Raw genomic sequence first — 12,814 nt, forward strand, 5'->3', positions numbered from 1 at the left:
CAAATGGTAAAGCTAGGAGGCAGTTCTTAAGCCACCGCAACCCTCTTACTTGAGACGAGCTTTGCGCTGGAGCTTGACAATTAAAAAAGCACAGACTTTCTTCTTCGTTAGAAAAGGAGAAAGTTAATCTTTCTCCTTATATTACTATTCTTATATGTCGGTAGGTTTATCTAACCTATCCAACTTATATATAATATTAATTATAAGATTTTTTCATCGATGAGAGCTTCAGCAATTTGAATTGAATTAAGAGCCGCACCTTTTAAGAGATTGTCAGCAACGATCCACATATGGAAGCCATACTCACTAGAAGGATCCTTCCTAATACGTCCGATGAAAACAGCATCTTCATCCTCGGAAAAGTAAGGCATAGGATACAGTTGCTCACTAGGATCATCCTGCAGAGTAACACCTTCTGCACTTGCTAAGAGCTGCTTAATATCTGCTACTGTTACATTTTCTTTTTCTACCTCGATGTACACCGATTCAGAATGACCAGTTACTACTGGCACTCTCACACAAGTAGCAGCAATAGAGAGATCAGGAAGAGACATAATTTTTTTCGTTTCATTCATCATCTTATGTTCTTCGAATGTAAATCCATCCTCATTGAACACATCAATCTGTGGGATAACGTTTCCTGCAATCGGAAAGTGCTTCTCTTCACTTTTAACAGGTAAAATTTCAGAAGTCGGTTGCTTTTCTGCTAATCTCTCACTCTGAGATGTCAATTCATGAATAGCTGCCGCGCCTGCTCCTGATACTGCCTGATAAGTTGAGACAATAACTTTTGATAACCCATATTGCTTTCGGATTGGCTCTAAAGCTACGACCATCTGAATAGTAGAGCAATTAGGGTTAGCAATGATACCTTGTTGTTCGTGCAAGGCTTGCTTATTTACCTCTGGTACTACTAATGGCACATCTGGATCCATTCGAAATGCACTTGTATTATCCACGACTATGGCGCCTCTCTTACTAGCCTCCTTAGCCAATGCTTTCGAAATCGAACCTCCTGCAGAAAAAAATGCTATGTCAACACCTTCAAAAGCCTCTGGTGTGGCTTCTTCGATTGTATAGTTTTTCCCGTCTACTTCAATTTGTTTACCTGCTGATTTCTTTGAAGCTAACAATTTTAAGTCCGCAAATGGAAAGCTTCTCTCAACTAATTTTTCAATAATTTTTTGGCCGACAGCACCTGTAGCCCCTACAATTGCTGTTGTATATTTTTGTGACATGTAAAGCTCTCCTTTCAAAAATCAAAACATATTGGCGATATTGTATCATACATACTATAAAAATACACTATTATTAATATTTATAATTCATAATTTATGAGTAAAGGCTGTATTTGTTTGGAGGCAATTGCATGTTCAACCGTGGGCACAATCTGTTTAAAATCAGCTATTAAGGAATTAGGTTTTTTGTGAGGACTGTCTTGACCAAAGGGGATAAAGTAAATATTTTTAGTAGAGAGTAGCTTCATAATATTCATGCCATTAAGACCAAGAGCATCATTAGTTGATATTCCTAGAACGACAGGTTTACCGTTACGCAGCGTAGCCTTAGCAGCCATTAATACTGGAGAGTCCGTTTGCGCATTAGCTAGCTTACTTATTGAATTACCCGTCATTGGTGCTATCACCATACAGTCTAGGGGATTAGTAGGTCCAAAAGGCTCTGCCTCCACTATTTTTGAAACTACTTTATTGCCACTTGCAGCTTCTATTTTTTCTACCCACTCTTCTCCAGTACCGAATCGAGTGGCTGCTGTTAAAACAGAATACGTGATGATGGGTACTACAGTGGCACCAACATCCGTAAATTGCTTGATCATTGGAATTACTTCCTCATAAGTACAGTGAGAAGCGGTAATTCCAAGACCAATTCGAAGACCTTCTAACACTATTTTTCCTCCTCTAAGAAAGCCAGATGCTTTAAAACAGCTCTGGCAAGTAATTGCCCTGCATCTTGTGGAAAATACATGCCTGGTAAGCTTGTAGAGAGACTATAATTAAGAGGGGTGTTTTCTACATCTATGAGACACCCTGGGTTTGATGCAAGGTCAAAAACTCTTTTAAAATAAACAGCATTTTCATTTTTTAGCCATTTGGACGGAATGGTATTTATCATGTAAACTGAAGGTCTCTTCTGTTCTTCAAATAAGTTATCTAATGTAGATATTTTATAACCATAGCTTTTCGCTTCATAGAGCTGATGTTCGGATCGAACTGAGATAATAACCTTCGCTCCAAGATGGTGTAGTGCTAAAGCTAGCCTTTTACCTACCCGGCCATAACCTGTAATTATGAATTCTTTGTTATAGATTACTTGTTTCTCTTGCGAGTAGAAGTAATTAATGAATCCCTCAGCAGTCAAATTTGCATTGTCCCATATCCATTCTTCATCTTCTAGATAATAAAAGCTCTGTATATTATCCTTTTTTACTGCCTTCTCTATGCTTTCAGTAGATTTCCCTATAAAAACAGTTTGACAGCTTGTAGGCAATTCAAAAGCGCCTTCAGTATGAATCGGTTGGATTGGCAAAAAAACTATATCTGGTTCATATGAAAAGACGGTTTCCCTTAGTTCTTTATCCCATGTCATCGTTGGGTAGAGCTGGGTGTCTAAATAATCTGATACAGATTGCTGCAAGTAGTTCAAGCGTGGGTCAGTTCCAATTATCGCAATTTTTTTATTCATGGGTATACACTGGTTTCGATAGATGAGTCTGTTTCGTTAAACAGGATACGATCTTTTCCAATGAGAATAATTTCTTCCCACGATATAAACTCTTTTTTTCTAGGTGTTTTATTGGATTGAAAGAAAGACGAAGATTTTTGAAATAATTCAAAACCTTGTATCTTACCGGTTTGTGGATTAAAAAGTAATTCAGTATCTGCAAGCCTCCCATATCTGGTACCATCTTTCACTTGAATAAGCTCTTTTTCTGCAAGTTCTGAAAGTAACAATCTGTCCCCTCCTTGTTCATCTCTACTTATGTATATGCCATTTTCAAAACAAAGTGAATTAAAATCCCATTAAAATAAAACGCTGTTGCATATAACCTTCCCATAGGATTCATTTAAATTATGTAGTCCTATATATACATCCTATAAACATAGGTGAAAAGCATGAATTATAATTTGCTAATTTTTACTTTAGGTGGTCGCTTTCCGTGTGTGAAAAAGTGGTATAGGTAAATATTACAAAGAATATAAAGGTTACGGGAGCATCTCAAACTATTCTAAGCAAGCTTTGTAACTTTCAGAAGATATTTGATGACGTAATCGAAAAAATGTATGTATTTGACCTAGCTTTCTTTTAGTCTTTTGAGTCAACAAAGCTCCTATATCATTCCCTTAATCACTTGAAAAAAGTATATGCTTTTTTAAGAACGAAAAAAAGACGCCGATTAGCACTCGACGTCTTTAGGCATGATTACCGATACCGCTGGTTCATGAGAGAATATTTCTTTTGTTAGTTCCATTACCGATTCAAGAGTAACTTCATCGATTGTGTCACTTACTTCATCTAGGGAACGATGCTTGCCATATAACAATTCGTTTTTACCGTTACGGTTCATTCTAGAATTAGAGCTTTCCAACCCTAATAGCAGGTTTCCTTTAAGTTGCTCTTTAGCATTCGAAATTTCTGTTTCGGTAAAACCTTGCTCCATGACAGTTTGAATTGTTTCATTGATTGAACTCTTTAATTCTTCTAATTGATTGCAAGATGTTCCACCATATATAGCTACTACTCCTGTGTCCTCGTAAGACGAATGATAGGAATAAATGGAATAGGCAAGCCCTTTTTCTTCTCGAATTTCTTGGAATAGTCTTGAGGACATACTACCTCCAAGTATGTTATTCAACACAACCAGACTGTATATGTTATCAGCCTTCACACTAAGTCCTGGATATGCTAGACATAAGTGAGCTTGTTCTGTGTCCTTATGACTTTCTGTATATACAGGTTTTATAGTAGGTGTACTGAACTGTGTCACTTCTGTTAACGGTTGTTTAAAGTCGCCAAATAACGCTTCAATATGATTCAATAAATCCTCTGAAATATTACCAGCTACAGAAATCACTACATTTTTTGGCGTGTAGTGTTTTTCCATATAAGAAATAATGGATTCTCTAGTAAATGTATTTAATGTTTCTTCCGTTCCTAGTATAGGTGCACCTAATGGATCATTAGGAAGCATAGCCTGCCATAAATATTCATGGACAATATCATCCGGCGTATCCTCTACCATTTTGATTTCCTCAAGTACTACTTGGCGTTCTTTATCTATTTCAATTGGGTCAAATGTGGAGTTAAAGAACATATCTGCAAGAATTTCTACAGCATATTTTGCATGGTGATCTAGTACTTTCGCGTAATAACAAGTATTTTCTTTGGAAGTAAAGGCATTAATATTTCCACCAATACGATCAAATTCTTCAGCAATCTGTCTTGCGGAACGAGTAGCAGTTCCTTTAAATAACATATGCTCGATGAAATGAGTCAACCCGTTTTCCTCTGGCAGCTCATAGCGAGATCCTGCCTGCACCCAAATCCCTACTGCAACTGAGCGCACATGTGGGATATGTTCATACACAATACGTAATCCGTTTTTACAAGTTGTTTTCTTAATCAATATAACACCTCTATCTAATCTATTCTTCGACTTATGCATATACTTTTTTGTTTCTTGTCAATGTCTAGCTCCAGCACCTTGCCCCTCGAGGTCAAATGGAAAAAGCTCCGGTGGCTGGGGAACTGCCTCCTCACTTTCCCCATTTGCTTGTCGGGGCAAACATAGGTGCCTGCGCTTTTCTTACTATTTAAAAAAAGTTGCCGTAGATTGGATCTACGGTCAACCTTGTACGTAATTATATTTTATTAATTAATTTTCTTTTTGTTCAGCACGTTCTTTTTCTTCTTTTAATACTACTTTACGAGATAAGTTAACACGGCCTTGATTGTCAATTTCGATCACTTTCACTAATAACTCGTCCCCAATTTTAAGAACGTCTTCCACGTTTTTCGTACGTTCTTCTTGGATTTCTGATATATGAAGCAAACCATCTTTTCCATTAAAGATTTCTACGAAAGCACCGAATTTTTCAATACGTTTTACTTTTCCTAGGTAATATTCGCCAACCTTAGCTACGCGAACAATGTCTTCTATGATTTGTTTTGCACGAGCAATCATCTCTTCATCTGGTGAAGCGATATAAATTGTACCATCTTGCTCAGTATCAATTTTTACGCCAGTTTCATCAATGATTTTGTTGATTTGCTTACCACCAGGTCCGATAACATCACGAATTTTATCAGGATTGATTTTGATAACAGTAATTTTTGGTGCGTATTTAGATAATTTTCCACGTGGCTCACTAATAGTAGCAAGCATACTTTCAAGAATCTGCATACGTCCAATTTTAGCTTGCTCAAGAGCTTCCTCTAAAATCGTTTTAGACAATCCATCGATTTTAATGTCCATTTGAAGTGCTGTTATACCTTTAGAAGTACCAGCTACTTTAAAGTCCATATCTCCAAGATGGTCTTCCATTCCTTGAATGTCTGTTAGGATTGTATAATGTTCACCTTTTTTTACAAGTCCCATAGCAATACCAGCAACTGGAGCTTTAAGTGGAACGCCTGCATCCATCATAGCAAGTGTAGAAGCACAAATACTTGCTTGCGAAGTAGAACCATTAGATTCCAGTACTTCAGCAACTAAACGTAGAGTATACGGGAAATCATTCTCATCTGGAATAACTGCTTCTAATGCACGTTCACCTAAAGCACCGTGACCGATTTCACGACGACCAGGAGCACGAATTGGGCCCGTTTCCCCTACACTAAATTGAGGGAAGTTATAATGATGCATAAAACGTTTAGATTCCTCTAAGCCGATACCATCAATAATTTGAACATCACCTAGTGGCCCTAATGTACAAATACTCAAAGCTTGAGTTTGTCCACGCGTAAATAGACCAGAACCATGTGTACGAGGTAAAACACCAACTTCAGAAGACAATGGACGAATTTCAGCTACGCCACGACCATCTGGACGTACTTTTTCTTCTGTGATCAAACGACGAACTTCTTCTTTGACCATAGCATCTAAAATTTCACGCACTTGCTTCAAAGTTTCATCGGTTGCTTCTTTTTCAGTATATTGTTCTAATACTTCAGTTTTCACTTCAGATATAGCATCTTCACGGGCATGTTTCTCTTGTACTTGAATAGCTTGAACTAGCTTAGCTTCGCAAAGCCCTTTTACTTCCGTAAAAAGCTCCTTATCTAATTCAAATAAAGGAATTTCTTTTTTCTCTTTCCCGATTTCTGCAACCACTTTTTCTTGGAATTCAATTAGCTTAACGATTTCACTGTGTCCGAACATAATTGCTTCTAGAACGACTTCCTCAGAAACTTCTTTAGCTCCTGCCTCTACCATGTTAATCGCATCTTTTGTCCCAGCTACAGTTAGATCTAACATGCTTTTTTCCATTTGCTCAACTGTTGGGTTAATGATAAACTCGTCCCCAATTAAGCCAACTTGTACACCTGCGATCGGTCCATCAAATGGAATATCCGATACACTTAGTGCTAAGGAAGAGCCAAGCATCGCTGCCATTTCAGAGGAACAGTTTTGGTCTACTGACATAACAATAGAAATTACTTGAACTTCATTACGGAAACCATCTGGGAACAATGGACGAATTGGACGGTCGATTAAGCGACTTGTTAAAATAGCTCGTTCTGAAGGGCGTCCTTCACGTTTAATAAATCCACCAGGAATTTTACCAACCGCATATAACTTCTCTTCATAATTCACTGTTAATGGAAAGAAATCAAGATTTTTTGGTTGTTTAGAAGCAGTAGCTACAGATAATACACTAGTATCTCCGTATCTTACTAATACTGCTCCATTAGCTTGTTTTGCAAGTTGTCCAATTTCTACTTGCAATGGACGGCCTGCCCATTCGTGTGTAAATACTTTCTTTTCACTCATTGCTCTGGACTCCTCTCGACTTCAAAAAACTCCTTAAATAAGGCGATGATTATTTTCTACTATGATTTTCGCAAAATCTTTCATATCCAAAGGTATATGTAAGCTCTTTTGCTCACTATCTGCTATTTCTGTACAAATTGAAATATAACACGGCCTTTAAAAAAGGACGTTCTAATGGTTATATGTATCATAAGTAGTGTATCAAAAATATCGAAACTATGCGAAATATTTTACTAAAAAAAACAAAAATTACTCGCTAATACTAATATATAACAATTTCCCTTAGAAATAAATTTTATACCAATAGAAAAAGCGGGATAAATCCCGCTTTCCTAGGTGTATCTTATCGACGTAAACCAAGTTTTGCGATTAGTTCACGGTAGCGTTGTACTTCGTTTTCACGTAAGTATTTTAATAAGTTACGACGACGTCCAACCATTTTGAATAGACCACGACGTGAGTGATGATCTTTCTTATGTGTACGTAAATGTTCGTTTAAAGAGTTAATCTCTTCAGTAAGGATTGCGATTTGGATATCTGCAGATCCTGTATCGCTTTCATGAGTTCTGAACTCAGCGATTAGTTCGTTTTTGCGTTCTTGTGTAATTGCCATTATAGGTTTCCTCCTAAAAATCTTAATATCCCCTGTTCCTGAGCAGCCGTTGGAGAATCGAGAAAGCCAAGGAAAGGTTAAGTACATTTTTGTACTTATAAAGAATAGCATAATCTCTTATACGAAGCAACTTTTATGAAAGGTATTCCATTTGTTACTTTAAAATAATAACGAGAGGGTTAATAACCATAAAAATTTATCTTCTGGATATTAGAAATTATAAAAAGCTTACATTTTAAAGTATTCCATAGCGTAATTTTTGTCTTTCCCGATTTGTTTTTTAAGCTCGTCAATCCCATTGAACTTTTGTTCGGCACGTATACGCTTGTACCAATGCACGGATACTTCTTCTCCATAAATAGATTGGTCGAAATTTATAATATGTACTTCAATCGATAATTTCTTTTCTTCCGGGTTATTAAATGTTGGCTTATACCCAACGTTACATACTCCCTCATACCAAATTTCCTGGACCTGTATCTTCACTGCATAGACACCAATAGCCGGAGTAAATTGTCCTTCCTTTGGTTGGATATTAGCAGTAGGAAAATCTATTGTTCTACCTCGTTTATCACCATGGACAACTACACCAGATAGCATAAAAGGACGACCTAAAAGCTCTTTTGCCACTTCCACTTTGCCCTCTTTTAGTGCCTCACGTATTCTAGTAGAACTTATTTTATCGCCAGCAAGCTCTTGCTTGCCAACTATAGAAACGGAATATTCTCCGTTAGAAAGCTCCTCCATATCCTGCATCGTACCTTTACCAAAAGATCCAAACGTAAAATCGAACCCTGCAGTCACATGTTTAACATTTGCATGCTTAATAAATGAGTCAATAAATTGAGCAGGCGAGAGCTTCGCAAAGTCTGAAGTAAACCTTACGACAAATAAAGCATCTACATTCATTTGTTCCAGTATCTCGATTTTCTGTTCCAAAGGTGTAATATAGAATACTTGCTCTTTTCTCCCACCTAGAACAAGAGAAGGATGAGGATCAAACGTCATAACAGCTGTCTTGATACTCTTTTCTTTACCTTTATTTAAAGCCTCTTGGATAACTGCACGGTGTCCGGTGTGGACACCATCAAAAAATCCTATTGCTAGGGAATAAGCTTCATTGTTAGTAACATTATATAAATGATTGGGATAAGATAAGTGATATACGTTCATATTATTCTCCTTTATCTGATGAAAACATTTTCTCTGGTTTCATCATACCACTTTTTGTTGGATGTTTAATATATACCGCAATTGGCTCCCCATTGTCTGTGAAGACCATTTTGTCATTTGTATTCAGCAGTGGATGTATTTCCAATACAGAGCCATTTGTAATCCATTTTTTCAATGAATTATCTAGTTCCTCGAATGGCCATTTGGATAATGCGTGTTTAAACGGTAAAATACTTTGTTCCAGAGCATCATTTTCCAAAGATTGTTGTACTTCTGAAAGAGTTAGACACTGCAATTTTGTAAAATTTCCAGAAGCAGTGCGCACTAGCGATGACATATGGGCCGGATATCCAAGTAGCTCGCCTATTTGAACGGCAAGTGTACGGATGTAGGTGCCTTTACTACAGTTAATCTCAATAGAGAATAACACTTGTTGGCCAGAAAATACGGAATCATCATCAAGTAATTTTAAATCATTAATAGTTACTTGTCTGCTGGGACGATCTACTTCTTTCCCTTCCCTTGCATACTCGTATAATTTTTTCCCATTTACTTTAACTGCAGAATACATCGGAGGTGTTTGTGTAATGACTCCCGTAAGTTGCTGCAGTACATTTAATATTTGCTCACGAGAAAATTTCTTTTCCGAGTTATCCTCTAAAACTATATCTCCATCAGCATCCTCTGTTGTAGTTGAAATTCCAATAGCAACAGTAGCCACGTAAGTTTTTCCCTCATTCATTACATATTCAGATACCTTAGTTGCCTGACCAAGACAAATTGGTAACACACCTTCAACACTTGGATCTAGTGTTCCAGTATGACCTATTCGTTTCATCTTCAAGATTTTCCGTAATTTAAAGACACAATCATGTGAGGTCATCCCTTTTTCCTTCCATAGAGGAAGTATGCCTTCGTACATATTATTCACCCCATATTCAAAATACAAGAAAGAAGTCTGCTCATTGGATAAGCAGACTTCTTTTTTGTGTTTTATTCCTCAGAAGATTTGTTAATCTGTCTTAGTAAATCGTCAATATGATTGCCATAAGCAGCAGATTCATCATATTCAAACAATAACTCAGGAGTAACTCGTAAACGGATACGCTGCCCAATTTCTGAACGGATAAAGCCTTTTGCTTTTTCTAAAGCCTTTAATGTATCGTTACGGTTACCATTTAACACTGTAATATAAATCGTAGCTTGTTGTAAGTCGCCTGTAACTGCTACATCGGTTACTGTGACAAAACCGATACGAGGATCTTTTAATTTTCGTCCTATGATTTCGCCTAACTCTTTTTTCATTTGCTCGGCAACTCGGTTAGCACGCATTGACATAATTGCTACACCTCATCTTCTATCATAAATATTCTTTGTTGATATCAATACATTCCCATTCTGGGTTAGATTCCAAAAAACGAATGGCAAGTGTTAACTCGCGTTCCACTGCTCGCTTGTCAGAGGCAATGGCAACTATTCCGATTTTAGTACGCTGCCAAACGTCTTGGTGATCTAACTCAGATATTGAAACATTGAATTTTTGTTTTGTTCTAGTGAGCATACGCTGTAATACTGCTCTTTTTTCTTTCAATGAATGTGCAGTAGGGATGAGAAATTCACACTCTGCATACACAATCATTATCGTTTAATTTCTTCCATAATGTAAGCTTCGATTATATCGCTTTCTTTGACATCATTGAAGTTTTTAATCGTTATACCACATTCATAACCTTTAGCAACTTCTTTAGCATCATCTTTGAAGCGTTTAAGGGTATCTAGCTCACCTTCGAAAATAACAATTCCATCACGGATTACGCGAACACCACTATCACGAGTGATTTTGCCATCGATTACATACGAACCAGCAATAGTTCCCACTTTAGATACTTTGAATGTTTCACGAACCTCAGCTTGACCAATGATTTTCTCTTGGAATTCTGGATCAAGTAGTCCAGTCATAGCTGCTTCGATTTCCTCAATTACTTTATAAATAATACGGTGAAGTCGAATATCTACGCCCTCTTGTTCAGCGGCACGTTTCGCATTTGTATCAGGACGTACGTTAAATCCAATTACAATTGCATTGGAAGCAGCTGCAAGGCTAATATCTGACTCAGTGATTGCTCCAGCTCCAGTATGGATAATTCGAACATTTACACCTTCAACTTCAATTTTCATCAATGAAGCAGCCATTGCTTCTACAGTACCTTGAACGTCTGCTTTCACAATTAGGTTTAGTTCTTTCATTTCCCCTTGTTTCATTTGATCAAACAAGTTGTCTAAAGTAACACGTGCTTTTTCAGAACGTTGGCTCACTTGTGCTTGAGATGCACGTGTTTCACCAACTTGACGAGCAGTTTTCTCGTCTTCAAATACAACGAAACGATCTCCTGCTTGTGGAACTTCGTTTAATCCAGTAATTTCAACCGGAGTTGAAGGACCAGCTTCTTTCACACGTCGGCCAAGGTCATTAACCATTGCACGGACACGGCCGAATGCATGACCTACTACGATTGGATCTCCAACTTTTAAAGTTCCATCTTGAACTAATAACGTAGCAACAGAACCTCTACCTTTGTCTAACTGTGCTTCAATTACTGTTCCTAAAGCAAGACGTTTAGGGTTAGCTTTTAGCTCAGCAACCTCTGAAACAAGTAGAACCATTTCAAGCAGGTTATCAATACCATCGCCTTTTAATGCAGAGATTGGTACGAAAATTGTTTCTCCACCCCAAGCTTCTGGCACTAAACCATGCTCTGTAAGTTCTTGCATTACACGATCAGGATTTGCTCCTGGTTTATCCATTTTGTTAACTGCTACGATGATTGGAACTTCTGCAGCTTTCGCATGGTTAATAGCTTCAACCGTTTGAGGCATTACTCCATCATCTGCTGCAACTACTAAAATGGTCAAATCAGTTACTTTTGCTCCGCGCGCTCGCATCGTTGTAAACGCAGCATGCCCTGGAGTATCTAAGAAAGTAATCTTTTTACCGTTATCCACTACTTGGTATGCACCAATATGCTGAGTGATACCACCCGCTTCTCCAGCTGTCACCTTAGTGTGTCTGATAGAGTCTAACAGAGTAGTTTTACCATGGTCAACGTGTCCCATGATTGTTACTACTGGTGGACGCTCTACTGTGTGTGTAGAATCTTCTTCCACAGGAGCTTCGAAATGAACTTCTAAATCAGTAATATCGATTTTGATTTCTTCTTCCACTTCTACACCGTAGTCTGCACAAATAAGTTCAATTGCATCCTTATCAAGCTCTTGGTTAATTGTTGCCATTACACCAAGTAAGAACAATTTTTTAATAATTTCTGCAGGTTCACGACCTAATTTTTTCGCAAGTTCTGTTACAGTAAGAGATTCCGTAAAAGTAATTCTTTCTGGAAGTTCTCTTTCTTTTCTTGGCACTGGTGGTTGAACAGGAGTTGTCGGTCCTTTTCTACGCTTGTTTGGACGTTGGCCTGGACGATTTTGTCCCCCTGGTCTATTTTGACCACCCGGACGATTTTGTCCTCCAGGTCGGTTATTATTATTAAAGACTTTTTTCTCTTTTGGTTGATTATTTGAACCTTGAGAATTAGATCCTTGATTATTCGACGTATTTGCAGGTCTTTGTTGTGATTGACCATTGGTTGAAGGACGTGATTGTCCCCCTGAAGATGGCCTAGATTGATTTTGGTTATTTGGTCTTTGTTGCCCTTGTGAAGACGGTCTAGATTGGTTCTGGTTGTTTGGTCTCTGTTGTCCTTGTGAAGACGGTCTAGATTGGTTCTGGTTACTTGGTCTTTGTTGCCCTTGATTAGAAGGTTTAGTCTGTTGTGAAGCTGAATTATTTCCAGCGCCACCTTTTTTATAAACGCCGTCTAATTTACTTACAGCATCCCCTTCAAGCGTAGACATATGATTCGTAACTGTAATATTCATTTTTCCTAGTTGCTCAATAACTTCTTTACTTGATTTATTAATTTGTTTCGCGTATTCATGAACTCTGATTTTAGTCATTA

Annotated in this window: 12 protein-coding genes; all 12 read right to left on the minus strand. The window is 37.6% G+C overall.

Annotated elements, in window-relative coordinates:
• Window positions 1-200 precede the first annotated feature (200 nt).
• Complete coding sequence (locus tag D0S48_RS05210; protein WP_151110506.1) at window positions 201-1,238, minus strand: aspartate-semialdehyde dehydrogenase; 1,038 nt, start codon at window positions 1,236-1,238, stop codon at window positions 201-203.
• An 80-nt stretch (window positions 1,239-1,318) separates the two neighbouring features.
• Complete coding sequence (locus D0S48_RS05215; RefSeq protein WP_151110509.1) at window positions 1,319-1,906, minus strand: dipicolinate synthase subunit B; 588 nt, start codon at window positions 1,904-1,906, stop codon at window positions 1,319-1,321.
• On the minus strand, window positions 1,906-2,703 hold the full coding sequence (locus D0S48_RS05220; RefSeq protein WP_151110511.1) for an NAD(P)-dependent oxidoreductase: 798 nt from the start codon (window positions 2,701-2,703) through the stop codon (window positions 1,906-1,908). The genes D0S48_RS05215 and D0S48_RS05220 overlap by 1 nt, the downstream gene beginning before the upstream one ends.
• Entirely contained in the window at window positions 2,700-2,972 is a 273-nt protein-coding gene (locus D0S48_RS05225; protein WP_144538099.1) for a YlmC/YmxH family sporulation protein, read from the minus strand. Before D0S48_RS05225 ends, D0S48_RS05220 begins: the two co-directional genes overlap by 4 nt.
• A 443-nt stretch (window positions 2,973-3,415) precedes the next feature.
• Window positions 3,416-4,645: a M16 family metallopeptidase gene (locus D0S48_RS05230; protein WP_144538098.1), complete on the minus strand. Its 1,230-nt coding sequence runs from the start codon at window positions 4,643-4,645 to the stop codon at window positions 3,416-3,418.
• A gap of 249 nt (window positions 4,646-4,894) precedes the next feature.
• Entirely contained in the window at window positions 4,895-7,012 is a 2,118-nt protein-coding gene (pnp, locus tag D0S48_RS05235) for a polyribonucleotide nucleotidyltransferase (RefSeq protein WP_144538097.1), read from the minus strand.
• Between the two features lie 343 nt (window positions 7,013-7,355).
• Window positions 7,356-7,625: a 30S ribosomal protein S15 gene (gene rpsO / locus D0S48_RS05240; RefSeq protein ID WP_053589935.1), complete on the minus strand. Its 270-nt coding sequence runs from the start codon at window positions 7,623-7,625 to the stop codon at window positions 7,356-7,358.
• Between the two features lie 228 nt (window positions 7,626-7,853).
• Window positions 7,854-8,798 carry a riboflavin biosynthesis protein RibF gene (gene ribF / locus D0S48_RS05245; protein ID WP_144538096.1) on the minus strand — a complete coding sequence of 315 codons (945 nt, stop codon included), beginning with the start codon at window positions 8,796-8,798 and terminating at the stop codon, window positions 7,854-7,856.
• A 1-nt stretch (window position 8,799) separates the two neighbouring features.
• Window positions 8,800-9,720, minus strand: coding sequence for a tRNA pseudouridine(55) synthase TruB (gene truB, locus D0S48_RS05250; RefSeq protein ID WP_144538254.1), 921 nt, complete (start codon window positions 9,718-9,720; stop codon window positions 8,800-8,802).
• A 71-nt stretch (window positions 9,721-9,791) separates the two neighbouring features.
• Window positions 9,792-10,136 carry a 30S ribosome-binding factor RbfA gene (gene rbfA / locus D0S48_RS05255; RefSeq protein ID WP_144538095.1) on the minus strand — a complete coding sequence of 115 codons (345 nt, stop codon included), beginning with the start codon at window positions 10,134-10,136 and terminating at the stop codon, window positions 9,792-9,794.
• Between the two features lie 22 nt (window positions 10,137-10,158).
• Window positions 10,159-10,437 (minus strand): DUF503 domain-containing protein, encoded by a 279-nt coding sequence (locus D0S48_RS05260; protein WP_144538094.1) that lies wholly within the window; start codon window positions 10,435-10,437, stop codon window positions 10,159-10,161.
• Entirely contained in the window at window positions 10,437-12,812 is a 2,376-nt protein-coding gene (infB, locus tag D0S48_RS05265) for a translation initiation factor IF-2 (RefSeq protein WP_144538093.1), read from the minus strand. The genes D0S48_RS05260 and infB overlap by 1 nt, the downstream gene beginning before the upstream one ends.
• Window positions 12,813-12,814: the final 2 nt, after the last annotated feature.

It is taken from the genome of Psychrobacillus sp. AK 1817 (assembly GCF_008807035.1).
Lineage (GTDB): Bacteria > Bacillota > Bacilli > Bacillales_A > Planococcaceae > Psychrobacillus > Psychrobacillus faecigallinarum.